19 protein-coding genes, 1 tRNA gene and 1 pseudogene are annotated in these 15,781 nt (G+C 63.8%); 11 read left to right on the forward strand and 10 right to left on the reverse strand.

Annotated features, from left to right (window positions below):
- Positions 1–143, reverse strand: a pseudogene (locus tag AC1D2E_RS31115) (transcriptional regulator); the annotation flags it as partial.
- 122 nt (positions 144–265) lie between these two features.
- The gene (locus tag AC1D2E_RS31120) at positions 266–802 is read right to left on the reverse strand and encodes a helix-turn-helix domain-containing protein (RefSeq protein WP_478200987.1); all 537 of its coding nucleotides are present in this window, start codon (positions 800–802) and stop codon (positions 266–268) included.
- A 344-nt stretch (positions 803–1,146) separates the two neighbouring features.
- On the opposite strand from AC1D2E_RS31120, the gene AC1D2E_RS31125 reads away from it, so the two are divergent.
- From AC1D2E_RS31125 to AC1D2E_RS31150, 6 genes are all read left to right on the forward strand, one after another.
- Positions 1,147–1,374: a helix-turn-helix domain-containing protein gene (locus AC1D2E_RS31125; protein WP_478168580.1), complete on the forward strand. Its 228-nt coding sequence runs from the start codon at positions 1,147–1,149 to the stop codon at positions 1,372–1,374.
- A 420-nt stretch (positions 1,375–1,794) separates the two neighbouring features.
- Positions 1,795–2,352, forward strand: a complete 558-nt coding sequence (locus tag AC1D2E_RS31130) for a hypothetical protein (protein ID WP_478200972.1) — start codon at positions 1,795–1,797, stop codon at positions 2,350–2,352.
- A complete protein-coding gene (locus AC1D2E_RS31135; RefSeq protein WP_478200988.1) occupies positions 2,309–2,791 on the forward strand; it encodes an Hcp family type VI secretion system effector in 483 nt (160 codons plus the stop codon). Before AC1D2E_RS31130 ends, AC1D2E_RS31135 begins: the two co-directional genes overlap by 44 nt.
- A 12-nt stretch (positions 2,792–2,803) precedes the next feature.
- Positions 2,804–3,415, forward strand: coding sequence for a peptidoglycan recognition protein family protein (locus tag AC1D2E_RS31140; RefSeq protein WP_478200989.1), 612 nt, complete (start codon positions 2,804–2,806; stop codon positions 3,413–3,415).
- Positions 3,412–3,846: a hypothetical protein gene (locus tag AC1D2E_RS31145; protein ID WP_478200973.1), complete on the forward strand. Its 435-nt coding sequence runs from the start codon at positions 3,412–3,414 to the stop codon at positions 3,844–3,846. The genes AC1D2E_RS31140 and AC1D2E_RS31145 overlap by 4 nt, the downstream gene beginning before the upstream one ends.
- 317 nt (positions 3,847–4,163) lie before the next feature.
- Positions 4,164–4,313 carry a hypothetical protein gene (locus AC1D2E_RS31150; RefSeq protein WP_478200974.1) on the forward strand — a complete coding sequence of 50 codons (150 nt, stop codon included), beginning with the start codon at positions 4,164–4,166 and terminating at the stop codon, positions 4,311–4,313.
- A gap of 7 nt (positions 4,314–4,320) precedes the next feature.
- Here AC1D2E_RS31150 and AC1D2E_RS31155 read toward each other — a convergent pair whose 3' ends face one another.
- Positions 4,321–4,917 carry a hypothetical protein gene (locus tag AC1D2E_RS31155; protein ID WP_478200975.1) on the reverse strand — a complete coding sequence of 199 codons (597 nt, stop codon included), beginning with the start codon at positions 4,915–4,917 and terminating at the stop codon, positions 4,321–4,323.
- Positions 4,918–5,117: 200 nt separating this feature from the next.
- On the opposite strand from AC1D2E_RS31155, the gene AC1D2E_RS31160 reads away from it, so the two are divergent.
- Complete coding sequence (locus AC1D2E_RS31160) at positions 5,118–5,258, forward strand: hypothetical protein (RefSeq protein ID WP_478200976.1); 141 nt, start codon at positions 5,118–5,120, stop codon at positions 5,256–5,258.
- Between the two features lie 28 nt (positions 5,259–5,286).
- Here AC1D2E_RS31160 and AC1D2E_RS31165 read toward each other — a convergent pair whose 3' ends face one another.
- From AC1D2E_RS31165 to AC1D2E_RS31195, 7 genes are all read right to left on the reverse strand, one after another.
- The gene (locus AC1D2E_RS31165; protein WP_478200977.1) at positions 5,287–5,889 is read right to left on the reverse strand and encodes a hypothetical protein; all 603 of its coding nucleotides are present in this window, start codon (positions 5,887–5,889) and stop codon (positions 5,287–5,289) included.
- A gap of 119 nt (positions 5,890–6,008) precedes the next feature.
- Positions 6,009–6,084, reverse strand: a tRNA-Thr gene (locus AC1D2E_RS31170).
- 11 nt (positions 6,085–6,095) lie between these two features.
- Positions 6,096–7,106, reverse strand: coding sequence for a class 1 fructose-bisphosphatase (locus AC1D2E_RS31175; RefSeq protein ID WP_478200978.1), 1,011 nt, complete (start codon positions 7,104–7,106; stop codon positions 6,096–6,098).
- Between the two features lie 21 nt (positions 7,107–7,127).
- Positions 7,128–9,818 (reverse strand): aminopeptidase N, encoded by a 2,691-nt coding sequence (pepN, locus tag AC1D2E_RS31180; RefSeq protein ID WP_478200979.1) that lies wholly within the window; start codon positions 9,816–9,818, stop codon positions 7,128–7,130.
- Positions 9,805–10,488, reverse strand: coding sequence for an HAD family hydrolase (locus tag AC1D2E_RS31185; RefSeq protein ID WP_478200980.1), 684 nt, complete (start codon positions 10,486–10,488; stop codon positions 9,805–9,807). The genes pepN and AC1D2E_RS31185 overlap by 14 nt, the downstream gene beginning before the upstream one ends.
- Before the next feature lie 158 nt (positions 10,489–10,646).
- Positions 10,647–11,751 (reverse strand): peptide chain release factor 2 gene (gene prfB, locus AC1D2E_RS31190; RefSeq protein WP_478200981.1). Its coding sequence is split into 2 segments (ribosomal slippage): positions 10,647–11,669 and positions 11,671–11,751, totalling 1,104 coding nucleotides; the frame shifts between segments, so codons are not numbered across the junction.
- Positions 11,752–11,833: 82 nt separating this feature from the next.
- Positions 11,834–12,751: an alpha/beta fold hydrolase gene (locus AC1D2E_RS31195; RefSeq protein WP_478200982.1), complete on the reverse strand. Its 918-nt coding sequence runs from the start codon at positions 12,749–12,751 to the stop codon at positions 11,834–11,836.
- A gap of 82 nt (positions 12,752–12,833) precedes the next feature.
- Between AC1D2E_RS31195 and AC1D2E_RS31200 the strand changes: the two genes are divergently transcribed.
- From AC1D2E_RS31200 to AC1D2E_RS31215, 4 genes are all read left to right on the forward strand, one after another.
- On the forward strand, positions 12,834–13,895 hold the full coding sequence (locus tag AC1D2E_RS31200; protein WP_478200983.1) for an aldo/keto reductase: 1,062 nt from the start codon (positions 12,834–12,836) through the stop codon (positions 13,893–13,895).
- Positions 13,896–14,145: 250 nt separating this feature from the next.
- Entirely contained in the window at positions 14,146–14,637 is a 492-nt protein-coding gene (locus AC1D2E_RS31205) for an aminoacyl-tRNA deacylase (protein ID WP_478200984.1), read from the forward strand.
- Positions 14,638–14,671: 34 nt separating this feature from the next.
- A complete protein-coding gene (gene plsY / locus AC1D2E_RS31210; RefSeq protein ID WP_478200985.1) occupies positions 14,672–15,301 on the forward strand; it encodes a glycerol-3-phosphate 1-O-acyltransferase PlsY in 630 nt (209 codons plus the stop codon).
- Positions 15,302–15,317: 16 nt separating this feature from the next.
- On the forward strand, positions 15,318–15,671 hold the full coding sequence (locus AC1D2E_RS31215) for a RidA family protein (RefSeq protein ID WP_478200986.1): 354 nt from the start codon (positions 15,318–15,320) through the stop codon (positions 15,669–15,671).
- Positions 15,672–15,781 lie beyond the last annotated feature (110 nt).

The following is a 15,781-nucleotide window of genomic DNA, read 5'->3' on the forward strand; positions in this document are numbered from 1 at the left end:
TCGTAGGCTTGCAGGAGGGTCGCCAGTACGTCCAGGCGGTCGCCTTCGGGCGTGCCGAGGTCGGGGTCGCTCTCCATCAAGGCCGACACTTCCTTGAGCGCGGCCTTGTAGTCGGCTTCGGTGCGGATCGGGTTGATTTCCATGGTCGTTCTCCTTTCAGTTGGGCTCGACGGTTTGCACGTCGAGCCTGTCGTACACGGCTAAGGGAATCAAGCTGGACTGTCCCGCCTTTGAAACAGGGCTTGGGTGTAGGCGCACGCGCTGCCTAGCGTCTGAAGGTGAACACCGCCGACAAATACGTCACCGGCTGCGTGCCGATGTCCTCGATGCCATGCAGTGCCGAAGCGTCGAACAGCAGCGAGTCGCCGACACCGAGCTTCACGACCCGTGTGCCGTACCGATAGCCGATGTCGCCCGACAGCAGGTAGATGAATTTCAGCCCAGGATGCTGGAAGCTCGCGTAGGGCTCGGCCCCGGGGAGCAGCGTGACCAGATAGGGCTCGACGAACAGATTGCCCGAGAGCAGATGGCCGAGCAGCTCGTAGCGGTAGTCGGCCACCGCGCCGATGCGGTCGACGACGATGCCCTTGCCGGCGCGGACGTGGCAGAAGTCGGCGCGGTCGGGTTGGTCGGAGAAGAAGCGTGAGATCGGCACATCCAGGCCGGCGGAGATGCGGGCCAGCGTCTCGACCGAGGGTGAGACCACCCCGTGCTCGATGCGCGAGAGCAGCGAGCGCGAGATGCCCGCGCGGCGGGCCAGTTCGCCGCCGGAGGCGCCGCTGGCGAAGCGCAGGGCGCGCACCTGGGTGCCTATGAGGGATGCGGATTCGCTGCGGGCGGGCTTCGGTGGTGCGGGGCGCGGCAGTGCGAGCGACGGCGGAAGTTTGAAGGGCTTCGCGGTGGGGAAGGGGGAGGCGATTCGTCTTGTCATGCCGTTGCTCCTCCCCGGGGCGCTGGCACGTGCGAATTGGGCGGCATGAGCGGCGAGCAGGATTCAGGCGCCGAACGATAGCAGCGGCTTGCTCTAGACATCTTCATCTCCCTGTGCCCATCAGCGGTGGGCATATATGCCCATAAGTCTACTGCAAACTTCTTTTTCGCCGAGAGTGGCGTATTGAAAGAGGACGTTTGGCAGATCGGATAGCTTTGTTCGGGGCGGCGATTCAGATGCGGCGCAAAGAGCGCGGCCTCAGTCAAGCCGAACTCGCGGCCAAGGCCGCGTTGTCTCCGAGCTTCGTGTCGCGCATCGAGCGTGGGGTCAGTCCACCTGCCTTGGACACGATTTGTGCATTGGCTGACGCGCTTCGTGTGAAGCCATCCGTCTTGGTTCTCGAGATGGAGAGGTTGGCAGCGTCAAATTCCGTTCGACGCTAGAAGCGAGCTGAACGCAACGTCAGGGCCGCTCAGGTCCACGCAGTGCGGCTCTGCAAAAAGCCCAGAAGCCTTCCCTGCACGAGTCAATGCTTAGTCGGTCGCGCTGGTCGGCCTGGCAATCTCGATGTGCTTCATTCAAGCCTGGAGCCTTCTCGCTTTGTCTAGCCCGCACGCGAGCGAAACATCAATCGCGCCGACCGAAATTTGAGAGGACTCAAACAGTGGCTGGACGCAACTGGACACCCGAACAACGCCAAAGACAGGCCAAACTGACAAAGCGCTGGAGCCCGTGGGAAAACCGGTGAACTAAGGAAGGCAAAGCCGCCGCGTCTCGACACCCTGCGCGCGGCCAGCCTGCGCCTGGAGGTGGCGCCTGGGCGGGTCCTGACGCTCACACCGCGCAGCCGGATCACCGACGAGTTGCGCGGGCTGATTCGCGCCTACAAGACCGAACCGGTGAGTTGGCTGGAGGCCGCCAACGAGCCCGATCCTGATCGCTGGTGCTGGCCGAACGACCCGAGCCCAGACGCCGCGATGAATGGCGCGGAGATCGAAATGCTGCAACGCCGCGTCGATCACTTTCAGCGGCAGCGCATCGGCGCCGATGTGAGCGAGATGCTTGCCGACCGCCTGACCCAGCGCGACCGCGAGGGTGATGACTGGCGAGTATGCGCCGAGTGCCGTCATGGCAACGCGAGACGCTGTGCTGACGGCGCTCCGCTGCCCATCGGCATGTTGCACCGCTGCGACCGCTTTCGCGCTGTATCAGGGCGCGCGCTCAATTCCAAGACTCGGCGGCGAAGCGAGACAGGTCTTGTTTTGTCGGAGAGTGTTCCGAAAGTGCATCCGTCAATACTGGTTGCGCTTGCCATGCGATACCGTGGAGCCGGTCAAGCGCACGTCGCTTGCCTGACATTCAGGGAGGAAAAAATCCATGTCGCAAGATATTTTTTTGAAGCTGACCGGCATTACCGGTGAATCACAAGACGCCAGCCATAGGGATGAAATCGAAGTCTTGGATTGGGAGTGGGAGATCACCCAGCAATCCACCATGCACGCCGGCGGCGGGGGCGGCGCAGGCAAGGCCACCGTCAGCGACCTGACCTTTGACCACTACGTGGATCGAGCGAGCCCCAATCTGCTCAAGTATTGCCTGACGGGCAAGCACATCGACACGGCCACCCTGGTCGTCAGAAAGGCCGGAGGCTCGCCGCTGGAGTACCTCACTATCACGATGGGCAATGTGATCGTCACCAAGGTTGCGCCAGCGCTCACTGCCACCATGTCGCGAGCGAGAGAAGCAGTCAGCCTCGCTTTTGCCCGCGTGAAGCAGGAATACGTCATTCAGAACCAGCAGGGCGGCTCCGGTGGCACCGTAKCGGCAAGCTACGACATTCAAMAAAATCGCGAARGYTRAGGGAGATTAGGAATGACTCTTTTCATCAGCCGTGGCGGAATCGTCGATGCAGAAAAAATCAAGGTGAAGATTTTTGAAAAAATCGAGCGCGGAAAGTTGGATGCGGTGAATGGCATCGTGGTGCACCAAACGAACGGACCTACCGCCGAATCAGCTTTTAATAGCTACAAGATAGCCGGGGCGAAGGGCGCCCATTTTCTCATCGATAGAGACGGAACCATCTATCAAACTGCTTCGCTTTATAAAGTGACCCATCATGTGGGACTGGCTCAATCAAGGTGTCTTCATACTCAAAAATGCACCCCGGCGGAATTCAAGCATGTTAAGAGCTTGGAAGACCGATGGAAGCCGCAGGAAATCTCAAATCGAGAATATAAAAAGAAATGGCCTGACAGATACCCTCTCAATATGGATTCTATCGGGATTGAAATTGTAGGCGCGTCAAAGAACGTTCCGGGCGAACGGTATCCGCAGTATGAAGTTGTCAACGAACAGCAGAATGCATCACTGAAATGGCTGGTCAAGGAACWTGCGGAGACTCTGAATGTCTCTATGTCCGAGGTCCACAAACACCCGGACATTGCAAGAAAAACGCCGACCGAAGCGTCTAGCGCGAAATGGTGAGGCCAAGCATCATGCCAGGGCGAGTGATCGTCCTCTGCTTTGCGCTTTTGATGACAGGGCACGGTTACGCCCGAACTGTCAAGAGCCTCGAAATTGAGGCAGTCGGCCAGCATGACGAAAACTTAAAAAATGAAGCCGCCGCAAGGGCGTGCAARAGGTTTAAACCAACAAAAAATCAACTTATTCGTTTTTTTAACCGAGCATATCCGGTTGAGGCCGACAAGATTCTGCACGAGCGCTACTCAAATTGCTATGCGTACGGCTCCTTGAGGTTCAGCGACGATTCTTTTGGAGCGTGGGTTATGTATTCCAGCGGTGTCGCGAGATTCACTTTTAACAAAGGTGATGTGGTTTATTTGTTTTACAAGAACAACAAATGGCATGACCCCAATGCATGCACCTACGGATATACCGAAGAAGGAGAATGCTGACATCAAATCGGAGCGACGCCAAAATTCGCGTGGGGTGCCGTCAAAAATGGTGGGGCTACGGCGGGCGGAACCTGACGGCAGTTCGCACACAAAAGGGCGGGGTCGCAAAGCAGTGCGGATGGAACCTGCACAGCGGGCCGTACCCCGCGCCACGTCGGTATCAGTCCGTTCAGGTCCAGCATCGGGCAGATCGGGCGGTTCCCAGTCGGCAACGAAAAAGCCCGCCGTCTTGCGACAGCGGGCCCGCGGTATGACAGAAAAAGTAGACCTGACGCAGTACTCAGGCGCAGTCGTGGCAGCAACGGAATCGATTGCCCATGACTAGGACGACCGATTGGCAGGACTACACGCTGCGCATGGTCGACCTGATGGCCGAGCTAGGCGCCGCGCACTACTTCAAGAAGGACCTGCAGGGCTTCCTGCCGGCCGGATATCCGAACCCGCTGCGCGTTCCGCAGCATCATTGAATCGTAGTCAGGGAGGAGGTGAGAGGTCCGCAGCACCTTTCGGCGGGTCGCCTCTCTCCGCAACGTCGCGAGCGAAAACCGAAAGGTCGTACTCCAGGCGCTTGAATGCGATAAGCGACTGTTCTAGTCGTCCGATGTCGAATGTGGGTGGTTGGGCTTTGCCCCTTCGTCTGCGCATAGGGTGAGCAGCGATTTTGTTCTCGAACTTCAGGCCGATGACATCGGCGCTTCCGTCCGGCCGCTCCACGACGTCGAAGTCGGTCCACTCGCCGACCCAGACGCCATGTGCAATTCGGTTTCGGTCTTGGGCTTTGACCTTGAATCGCTCCAGCAGCGAATCACCTCGCTTGAGCAGTTCCGGGAAAAACTTGAGCCCTTGGTGAATGGCTGCGTCGACAGCCTCTGCTTTCGCGTTGGCCATCAACGCAAGTAGTGCGGCTTGTGCGGCACGCTCGGGCCATCCTTCTTTTGGCTGCACCACCGCAACGAAAACGGCCACTAGCGCCTCTTCGACACCCTGCCAGGCAAGAACGGTCCGGCCGACCGCCGCGAGGAATCGCTCATGATCGTCATCTTCGACGGTGTTGGCTTCGTCTTTGCTCATGCGCCGATGTTAGAGGCTCAAGGACAAGCGAACTCGCCAGTTCGCTCCAGAGTCAAATGAACTGGCGGAAACTCGAATCGTCCAGATCAAAGCTCGTCAGAAACTTGGCGAAGTGTGACCCTGCTGACAAAGCCAACCGCAATTGGGGCGGCGCTCCTGTCGCAGTTCCATGACCGCGAATCGTTGCAGCAGATGAAGTGATGAAGTCCTTGGGAGTTGTGCAAACTCCGGAGACGAGGTTCGAAATGGTCATCCCGCCGTTGCTTGACGAGATCGAGGTGCTGATTCGCCAGCGCCTTGAGAGCCACATGCGAGCGGCCAAAGAAAAAGCCTCCACGTAGGGAGGCTTTTGGAATGTGCCGGTAGCGGCTACCGGAGGCGGATGGCCTCTAGCTTCTTGCCAGTGCACAACGCATACAGTCCGTCAAGCTTGGCGTAAGCAGCGTCGAGGTTCCTCAAGGCGTACTCGACGAAGTGAGCTAGTGCGTCCTCTTGCATTTCGTCGTCGTCGGGTTCTAGGTAGTGGATGAGGCTGAGGCGCAGATGCTCAAGCTCGCCCACCGCATCAAACGAATCGAGGAGCTTCGTATACAGATCCTTATCCAACGTTGCGGCAAGCAGCAACTGCTTGCTCATGAAGTCCCGTTGCGTATCCGGAAAGCCTAGTGAGCCGCCGCGTTCGCCCTGGGGGTGTCGGAACTTGAAAGACAACAAGCCATTTTTTGAGGTCTGAAGAGAAAACTCCGTGGCTTCATTTTCGGCTTGTTCACTTTGGATCGTCTCAAAGATCTGCCTGAGCCTCCTTACGGCCCAGTTGTTTCGTTCGCATTCATAGCCGAGCAGCGCACGAAGGGCTGCCTTAGTCCTTGCGTCTGAACGGTAGCGCCGAATCGCCTCCATCACTTCCTTGGCAACGAACAGTAGTACGGCTGCAAGGACGGTGACAGGAAGAAGCGCAACCAACGATTCCATCGACTACTCCGGGCAAAGAAAAAGCCTCCACGTAGGGAGGCTTCTTGAAAAAACCACTGACCAGTTTTGACATCAGTTAGTTTTAGTTAGTCGTCACTTGCGGTCTACGCCGCGGAAAATGGTGCCGGAGAGATGAATCGAACACCCGACCTTCTCATTACGAATGAGCTGCTCTACCGACTGAGCTACACCGGCTAAGCCTTCGATTATAGCGGATCGTGATAGCCGGTCAGCCGCTCGACCTCGTTTTTCGACCCCAACACCACAGCCACGCGCTCATGCAGCTTGGTCGGCTGCAGGTCCATGATGCGATGCCGCCCGTTGGTCGAGGCGCCGCCGGCTTGCTCGACCAGCCAGCTCATCGGGTTGGCCTCGTACATCAGGCGCAGCTTGCCGGCCTTCTCGGGCTCGCGCTTGTCCCAGGGGTACATGAAGACGCCGCCGCGCATCAGGATGCGGTGCACGTCGGCCACCATGCTGGCGATCCAGCGCATGTTGAAGTCCTTGCCGCGCGGGCCATCCTTGCCGGCCAGGCATTCGTCGATGTAGCGCTTCACCGGGGCGTCCCAGTGCCGCATGTTGCTCATGTTGACCGCGAATTCCTTGGTGTCCGCCGGGATCTGGATGTCCTCCTGCGTCAGCATGAAGGAACCCTGCTCGCGGTCGAGCGTGAACATCGCGACGCCGGCGCCCACGGTCAGCACCAGCGTGGTCTGCGGGCCGTAGATGCAGTAGCCGGCCGCCACCTGTCTGTTGCCCGCCTGCAGGAAGTCGCCTTCCTGCACGCCCGGCGTGTCCTCGGGCTTCTTGAGCACGCTGAAGATGGTGCCGATGCTGACGTTGACGTCGATGTTGCTCGAGCCGTCGAGGGGATCGAACAGCAGCAGGTATTCGCCCTGCGGGTAGCGGTTGGGCACCACGTAGATGCTGTCCATTTCCTCGCTGGCCATGGCGGCGAGGTGGCCGCCCCATTCGTTGGCCTCGATCAGCACCTCGTTGGCGATGATGTCGAGCTTCTTCTGGATCTCGCCCTGCACGTTCTCGCTCTCGGCGGTCCCGAGCACGCCGCCGAGCGCACCCTTGTTGACCGCCTGGCTGATGCTCTTGCAGGCACGCGCCACCACTTCGAGCAGCAGGCGCAGCTGGCCGGGGATCAGGCCGTCGGCGCGTTGCTGCTCGACCAGGTAGCGGGTGAGGGATATCTTTTGTTGGGCCATGTCGTAGGGGTCCTTGAGGGGTCAGATCGACAGCGCGCGGCTGACGACCTCGAGCGTGTCCTTGCTCAGGTCGGGCCGCGCGGCCACGCGGGCGATGGCTTCGCGGGCGGCACTGCGGTAGGGTTCGGCCAGCTTGCTCCAGCGGTCGAGCGCACGCGCCAGGCGGGCTGCGACCTGCGGGTTGATGGCGTCGAGCTCGATMACGCGGTCGCTCCAGAACACGTAGCCGGCCGCATCCGGACGGTGCAGGGCGGCGGGGTTGCCGCTGCAGTAGCTGAAGATCACGCTGCGGGCGCGGTTCGGGTTCTTGATCGAGAAGTCCGGGTGCTTCATGAGCTGCTTGACCAGCGGCAGGATGTCGCCGCCGCGGTCGGGTGCGCCGGCCTGCAGCGAGAACCACTTGTCGATCACCAGCGCCTCGTCCTTGAAGATCTGGTGGAAGCGCGCCAGCGCCTGCGCCGCCAGTGCATGGCCGGAGGACACCAGCGCGTTGAGCGCGTTGAAGCGGTCGGTCATGTTGCCGGCGTCCTTGAAGCGCTGCAGCGTCTTGCCCGGCCAGACCACGTCGCCCGAGGCCCGCGCCGCCAGGCACAGGTGGGTGAGGGCGATGCCGGCCAGCGCACGGCGGCCCGAGGAGACCGGGTCGGGCGCATAGGCGCCGGTGTCGTGGTTCTGCTCGTAGGTCTGCTCCCAGTCGGCGAACAGCGCGGTCGCGAGCTGCACGCGCATCGCCTCGCGCACCGCATGCACGCGCTGCGGGTCGACCACTTCGAGCTGCTCGGCGATGTAGGTCTCCGAGGGCAGCGTGAGCACCAGTTCCTTGAAGGCGGCGTCGAGCTCCGGATGGCGCAGCACGCTGCGCATCGCGTCGACGAAGGCGTCGTCGAGCGGCTGCTCGCCGGCCACCGCCGGTTCCGCGATCGCGCGAAGCGCGGCGCGCAGTGCCAGCCGCTGGCCGGCTTCCCAGCGGTTGAACGGATCGGGGTCGTTGGCCAGCAGCGTCAGCAGCTCGGCGTCGGTGTAGTTGTAGTCGAGGATCGCCGGCGCGCTGAAGCCGCGCAGGATCGAGGGCACCGGCTCGGCATCGAGGCCGACGAAGGTGTATTGCTCGCCGGCGCGTGTCAGCACCAGCGTGCGCGTGCCCTGCGTGGCTTCGGCCTCGCCTTCGAGCTGCACCGGCAGCTCGCGGCCATCCGCGCTCAGCAGCCCCAGATTGACCGGGATCACGAAGGGTTCCTTGGTCGCCTGGCCCGGAGTGGGCGGGCAGCTCTGCACGAAGCTGAGCGTATAGCTGCGCGACGCCGTGTCGTAGACGCCGTGGACCGCGAGGCGCGGCGTGCCGGCCTGGCTGTACCAGCGTTTGAACTGCGGCAGCAGGCGCGAGAGCTCGGTGTCGGGGTTGGCGTCGGCGATGGCCTGGGCGAAGTTGTCGCAGGTCACGGCCTGGCCGTCGTGGCGCTCGAAGTACAGCGTGATGCCGCGCTCGAAGCCCTTGCGGCCGACCAGCGTCTGCATCATGCGCACCACCTCGGCACCCTTCTCGTAGATGGTGACGGTGTAGAAGTTGCTGATCTCGATGTAGCTGTCGGGCCGCACCGGGTGGGCCATCGGGCCTGCATCCTCGGGGAACTGGGCGGTGCGCAGCACGCGCACGTCCTCGATGCGCTTGACCGCGCGCGCCGAGGCGTCGGCACACAGGTCCTGGCTGAACTCCTGGTCGCGGAAGACCGTGAGGCCTTCCTTGAGCGACAGCTGGAACCAGTCGCGGCAAGTCACGCGGTCGCCGCTCCAGTTGTGGAAGTATTCGTGGCCGACCACGCTTTCGATGTTGCTGTAGTCGGCGTCGGTGGCGGTGGCCTGGTTGGCCAGAACGTACTTCGTGTTGAAGATGTTCAGGCCCTTGTTTTCCATCGCGCCCATGTTGAAGTCGCTGGTGGCGACGATCATGAAGCGGTCGAGGTCCAGCGGCAGGCCGAAGCGAGCCTCGTCCCACAGCACCGAGTTGATCAGCGAGTTCATCGCGTGCTCGGTCTTGTCGAGGTCACCGGCGCGCACGTACACCTGCAGCAGGTGTTCGCGGCCGTTGCGGGCCTTGATCTGCTGCTCGCGCGCGACCAGCTTGCCGGCCACCAGTGCGAACAGGTAGCAGGGCTTGCGGAAGGGGTCGACCCACTTGGCGAAGTGGCGGCCCTCGGGCAGGTCGCCCTGCTCGACCAGGTTGCCGTTCGACAGCAGCACCGGATAGGCGGCCTTGGCGGCGCGCAGCGTCACCGTGTAGCTGGCCATGACGTCGGGGCGGTCGAGAAAGTAGGTGATGCGGCGGAAGCCCTCGGCCTCGCACTGCGTGAAGAAGGTGTCCTCGCTCACGAACAGGCCCATGAGCTTGGTGTTCTTGATCGGGCAGCAGGTGGTGAAGATCTCGAGCTCGAAGGCGTCGGGCAGGTTGTCGATCACCAGCTGCTCGGCTTCCATGCGGAACGACGCACCCTGGCCGTCGACCAGCACGCGCGCCAGGTTCAGTTCGTCGCCGTCCAGGCGCAGCGGCTCGGGCGCCACCTCGGGATTGCGGCGCAGCCGCATGCGGTTGAGCACCCGGGTCTTGGCCGGGTCCAGGTCGAAGGTCAGCTCGACCGTGTCGATCCAGTAGGCCGGCGCGCTGTAATCCTCGCGAAGGATCGCGATCGGTTGGCCTTGGGCATCACGCAGCTGCATCGAGTGTCTCCAGGAAGTTTGAGTTGTTCAGTTCGTCGTAGTCGCGCACGGCCGCGATCACGTGGGGCCCCGCGAGTTCGGAGGCGCTGTGGGTGGTGCAGACCGCCACCGCGCGCATGCCGCCGCGGTGCGCGGCCTCGATGCCGAAGGGCGCATCCTCGAAGACGATGCAGCGCGAGGGTGCCACGCCGATGCGGCGCGCGGCCTCGAGGAAGATCGCCGGCTGCGGCTTGCCGGGCAGCCCCTCGTCGCCGCCCACGATCGCCAGCGGCGCCGGGTCGGGCCGCAGCTTGGACATCGTGAAGGCGATGTTGTGCTTGTCGCCCGCGGTGCCGACCGCCACCTTCAGCCCGCGCGCGACCGCGGCCCGGTTGAAGGCGCTGAAGCCGGGCACCTCGCGGAACTGGGCGCCGAAGAGCTCGCGGTAGATCAACTCTTTCCGGTGCGTGATCTCGGCGCTCTCGGCTTCGGTCACCTCGCGCCCCATCAATTCGCAGGCGCATTCGAAGGCCGTGCGGCCGGTGGTCTGCCGCATGAACCTCGGGATGTCGATCTCGACCCCATGGCGGATGCCGTACTCGATCCATGCCTTGGCGTGCCAGGGCATGGAGTCGACCATGGTGCCGTCCATGTCGAAGATCAGGGCTTCCACCTTGTGCAGAGTCCTCATTCGGAAACCCCCAAGTTGTCGATCGATCCGCGACGCAGAGCGCCGGCGCGGCCGAGGCCAGGAACACCGCGGAACCGGCTTTGCCGGGCCGCTGGTGTTGCCCCCGGCGAGGGGGTGTGCGGCCACACGAAGTGGGCAAGCCTGGGGGTGAGCTTCATCTACACGCCCTGTTTCAGCGAGGCCTCGATGAAGGCATCGAGGTCGCCGTCCAGGACCTTCTGCGTCGCCGAGATCTCGACGTTGGTGCGCAGGTCCTTGATGCGGCTGTTGTCCAGCACGTAGCTGCGGATCTGGTGGCCCCAGCCGACGTCGGTCTTGCTGTCTTCGAGCTTCTGCTGCTCTTCCTGGCGCTTGCGCATCTCGTGGTCGTACAGGCGCGAACGCAGCCGCTTCCAGGCGACGTCGCGGTTGCTGTGCTGGCTGCGGCCGTCCTGGCACTGCACCACGATGCCGGTCGGGATGTGCGTGAGGCGCACCGCCGAGTCGGTCTTGTTGATGTGCTGGCCGCCGGCGCCGCTGGCGCGGAAGGTGTCGGTGCGGACGTCGGACGGGTTGATGTCGATCTCGATCGAATCATCGATTTCCGGGTAGACGAAGATGCTCGCGAAGCTGGTGTGGCGCCCGCCCGAGGAGTCGAAGGGCGACTTGCGCACCAGCCGGTGCACGCCGGTCTCGGTGCGCAGCAGGCCGAAGGCGTAGTCGCCCTCGACCTTGATGGTCGCGCCCTTGATGCCCGCGGTGTCGCCCGGGGTCTCGTCCTCGATCTGGGTCTTGAAGCCCTTGCGCTCGGCGTACTTCAGGTACTGGCGCAGCAGCATGCTGGCCCAGTCGCAGGCCTCGGTGCCGCCGGCGCCGGCCTGGATGTCGACGAAGGCGTTCAGCGGATCGGCCGGGTTGTTGAACATCCGGCGGAACTCGAGCTGCTTGATGTCGGCCTCGAGCTTGGCGGCGTCATCGGCGATGGCCTGCAGGCCGTCCATGTCGCCTTCTTCCTTCGACATCTCGAAGAGCTCGGTGTTGTCCGAGAGGCCGCTGGTGAGCCGGTCGAGCGTGACCACGACGTCGTCGAGCGACTTCTTTTCGCGGCCCAGCTCCTGGGCCTTCTTGGGGTCGTTCCAGACGTTCGGGTCTTCGAGCGACGCGTTGACCGTCCTCAGGCGTTCGGCTTTGGCATCGTAGTCAAAGATACCTCCGTAAATCGACCGTGCGGGCGCTCAGGTCCGCGAGAGTTGCGCCGATTTGGTTGATTTGCTCTGCATCCATGGGGTGTCCTGACGGTGTTCGGGGGAAACCGCGTATTTTCTCATGCCCGGCATGGCCCGGTCCGGAGAGGGGGGGAGAGCGCTCAGGAGGAGGTGAATTCTTCGATCAAGCGGGCCACGCGGGCGGGCTGGTCGTGGTGCAGCATGTGCCCCGCGTCGTCGACCCGCGCGATGCGCGCATCGGGCACGCTCTTCAGGCGCTCGTGGTATTCGTCCAGCGTATAGCGGCCCTTCCACCATTGGCCCAGGCTGTCGTCCGAGGCCTCGACGGCCAGCAGCGGCGCCCGGATGGCGGCGTACAGCGCCAGCACCTCGTCGATCCGGAACAGGTTGGCGTTGATGATCTTGTGCGCCGGGTCGCCGAGGATTTCCCATCGCTCTTCGCCCTCGGAATTCGGCCGCGCAGCCGACCAGTGGGCGGCCAGCCAATCGGCCTTGTCCTGCGTGAGGCGCGGGTTGGTCTTCATGAGCCGGCGCGCCACGCCGTCGACCGCCGGGTAGCCGGCCAGCGCCATTTCGCCGCGGTGCAGGCGCTTGAGTTCGTCGATCCACTTGCCGAAGCGCTCGGGCGCCTGTTCGGGCTTGAGCGCCGGCATGCCGAAGCCCTCGAGGTTGACGAGGCGGCGCACGCGCTGCGGACGCACGCCGGCGTACTGCATGACCACGTTGCCGCCCATGCTGTGGCCGACCAGGTCGACCGGGGTGTCGCCGGCGTAGTGGTCCAGCAGCCAGTCGAGGTCGGCCAGATAGTCGGGCATCCAGTAGTTGTCGACCTTGCCGCCCTCGCTGAGTCCGAAGCCGCGCCAGTCGGCGGCGACCACGAATCGTTCCTCGGCCAATGCGTCGACCACGAACTGCCAGGAGGCCGCGACATCCATCCAGCCGTGCATCATGACCAGCGGCGGGCGGGTGGTGGACGGTTCGCCCCACAGGCGCACGTGGTAGCTCAGGTGGCGGACGGGAACGAATTCGCTGCGCGAGGGGCGGAGGGCTTGGTACATCGAATCCGATGATAAGGACCCCGGCCGGGCGGCGCAGTCGACTGCAAGACAGGCCTTCGCCGCAACGGGTAGCATTTCGGCCATGCAAAAAATCCAACTCGGTCAGAGCGACCTTCACGTCACGCCGGTCTGCCTCGGCACCATGACCTTCGGCGAGCAGGTCGACGAGGCCACCGCCCACGCCATCCTCGATCGCTCCCTGGAACGCGGCGTCGACTTCATCGACACCGCCGAGATGTACGCGGTGCCGGCGCGCAAGGAGACTTTCGGCGCCACCGAGACCATCATCGGCCGCTGGTTCGAGAAGAACCCGGGCGCGCGGCGGAAGATCGTGCTGGCGACCAAGGTCGCGGGCCCGTCGCGCGGCATGCCCTGGGTGCGCGAGGGCAGCGGCATGACGCCGGCCGACATCGCCGCCTCCTGCGAGGCCAGCCTCAAGCGGCTCAAGACCGACGTCATCGACCTCTACCAGATCCACTGGCCCGAGCGCCACGTGCCGGCCTTCGGCCAGCTCTACTACGACCCGAAGCGCGAGACCTCGACCACCCCGATCCACGATCAGCTCGAAGCCCTGGGCAAGCTGGTCAAGGCCGGCAAGGTGCGTGCGATCGGCCTGTCGAACGAGACGCCCTACGGCGTGCACGAATTCGTGCGGCTGGCCGAGCAGCACGGCCTGCCGCGCGTGGCGACGGTGCAGAACGCCTACTGCCTGGTCAGCCGCGCGGCCGAGAACGGGCTGGACGAGACCATGCACCGGCTCGGCGTCTCGCTGCTGGCGTACTCGCCGCTGGCCTTCGGCCTGCTGACCGGCAAGTACGACCAGAGCGGCACCGAGGGTCCGGACGCGCCCAAGGGCGCCCGCATCTCGAGCTACGAATCGGTGCGCAAGCAGCGCTGGGGCCGKCCCGATGCGCTGAAGGCGGCGCGCCGCTACAACGCCCTGGCCCGCGAGCACGGGCTCACGCCGACGCGGATGGCGCTGGCCTTCTGCTACACCAAATGGCAGGTGGCGAGCACGATCATCGGCGTGACCTCGGTGGCGCAGTTGAACGAGGACCTCGATGCCTGGGGCACGACCTTGTCGCCCGAGCTGCTGGCCGAGATCGACAAGATCCGCTGGGAATTGCGCGACCCGGCCGCCTGAGACTTTGCGGGACAGACCAAGAACTGCGCAGCAGTTTTTTGCTCTGTCCTCGACCTGCTGAGACCTTGCGGGACAGACCAACAAACTGCGCAGCAGTTTTTGCTCTGTCCTCGACCTCCTGAGACCTTGCGGGACAGACCAACAAACTGCACAGCAGTTTTTGCTCTGTCCTCGACCTCCTGAGACCTTGCGGGACAGACCAACAAACTGCACAGCAGTTTTTGCTCTGTCCTCAACTGACTAAAAGCCCGTGGCCAAGAAACCCCACGTCTCCGAAACCCCCGCCGCCCACTTGCTGCGGGCGAACGGCATCGCCTTCACCGAGCATCCCTACGAGTACCTCGAGCACGGCGGCGCCCAGCACAGCGCCGAGGTGCTCGGCCTCGATCCCTTCACGGTGGTCAAGACGCTGGTCATGCAGGACCAGGACGCCAAGCCGCTGATCGTGCTGATGCACGGCAACCGCACGGTATCGACCAAGAACCTGGCACGGCAGATCGGCGCCAAGTCGGTGGAGCCCTGCAAGCCCGAGGTCGCGAACCGGCACAGCGGCTACCTGGTCGGCGGCACCTCGCCCTTCGGCACGCGGCGCGCGATGCCGGTCTACGTCGAGTCGACCATCCTCGAACTGCCGCGCATCGCGATCAACGGCGGGCGCCGCGGCGACCTGGTGGGCATCGACCCCCAGGTCTGCCTGAGTCTGCTCGGCGCCAAGCCGGTGCAGTGCGCGCTGGCAGAATAGCCGGTTGCCTCGAACGGAGGCGCCCGGAGAAGCCGTGAGTTCCTATTTCCCCTCGTTGATCGCGATCGTCCTGTCCTACCTGCTCGGATCGCTCTCGTTCGCCGTGATCGTCAGCAAGTCGCTCGGCATGGCCGATCCGCGCAGCTACGGCAGCAAGAACCCGGGCGCCACCAACGTGCTGCGCTCGGGCAACAAGGGTGCCGCGGTGGCGACGCTGTTGCTCGATGCGCTGAAGGGCTGGCTGCCGGTGTTCCTGATCCAGCAGTTCGGTGCCGCCTGGGACCTGGGCCCCGGGACCGCGGCGGTGGCCGGGCTGGCGGCCTTCCTGGGCCACCTCTACCCGGTGTTCTTCGGCTTCCAGGGCGGCAAGGGTGTGGCGACCGCGGCCGGGGCGCTGGTCGGCATCGCGCCCTTGCTGGGCCTGGCGACCGGCGTCACCTGGCTGATCATCGCGGTCTTCTTCCGCTACTCGTCGCTGGCCTCGGTCGTGGCCGCCTTCTTCGCCCCGGCCTACTACCTGATCGGCGGCCAGATCGCCTGGCCGCTCGACCTCGCGGTGCTGCTGGTGCTGGTGTCGATCAGCCTGCTGCTGATCTGGCGCCATCGAGAGAACATCCGCCGGCTGGCGGCCGGCACCGAGTCCCGGTTGGGCTCCAAGAAATAGCAGAAGGGAACATCTCATGGTCTCCATCCAGCGCTTCCACGTCGGTCCGCGTCTCAGCGAGACCGCGGTCCACAACGGCACGGTCTACCTCGCGGGCCAGGTGCCCGACGACCTGTCGCAGGACATCCGGGGCCAGACCGCGCAGGTGCTGGCGATGGTCGACCGCCTGCTGGCCGAGGCCGGCAGCGACAAATCGCGCATCCTGATGACGCAGATCTTTCTGTCCGACATCACGGACATCGCCGCGATGAACGAGGTCTGGGACGCCTGGATCCCGGCCGGAAACACGCCGCCGCGCGCGACCGTGCAGGCCGCGATGGCCAAGCAGGGCTACAAGATCGAGATCGTCGTGACCGCGGCGGTGGCCTGAGCTCGCCCCCAGGTTGGGCTCACTTCGTGTAGCCCGCCCACCCCCTACCGGGGGCGCAGTCAGCGGCCCGGCGAAGCCGGTTCCGCGACTGCCCACGAACAGGCGGGCGC

The organism is Variovorax sp. P1_H2 (assembly GCF_056405295.1).

Bases quoted from the DNA above. Each gene is read 5' to 3' on its own strand.
- AC1D2E_RS31150 (WP_478200974.1), top strand. From the start codon at position 4,164: ATGACTAGGACGACCGATTGGCAGGACTACACGCTGCGCATGGTCGAC.
- AC1D2E_RS31155 (WP_478200975.1), bottom strand. From the start codon at position 4,917: ATGAGCAAAGACGAAGCCAACACCGTCGAAGATGACGATCATGAGCGA.
- AC1D2E_RS31160 (WP_478200976.1), top strand. From the start codon at position 5,118: ATGAAGTCCTTGGGAGTTGTGCAAACTCCGGAGACGAGGTTCGAAATG.
- AC1D2E_RS31165 (WP_478200977.1), bottom strand. From the start codon at position 5,889: ATGGAATCGTTGGTTGCGCTTCTTCCTGTCACCGTCCTTGCAGCCGTA.
- AC1D2E_RS31175 (WP_478200978.1), bottom strand. From the start codon at position 7,106: ATGGCCCAACAAAAGATATCCCTCACCCGCTACCTGGTCGAGCAGCAA.
- AC1D2E_RS31185 (WP_478200980.1), bottom strand. From the start codon at position 10,488: ATGAGGACTCTGCACAAGGTGGAAGCCCTGATCTTCGACATGGACGGC.
- AC1D2E_RS31195 (WP_478200982.1), bottom strand. From the start codon at position 12,751: ATGTACCAAGCCCTCCGCCCCTCGCGCAGCGAATTCGTTCCCGTCCGC.
- AC1D2E_RS31215 (WP_478200986.1), top strand. From the start codon at position 15,318: ATGGTCTCCATCCAGCGCTTCCACGTCGGTCCGCGTCTCAGCGAGACC.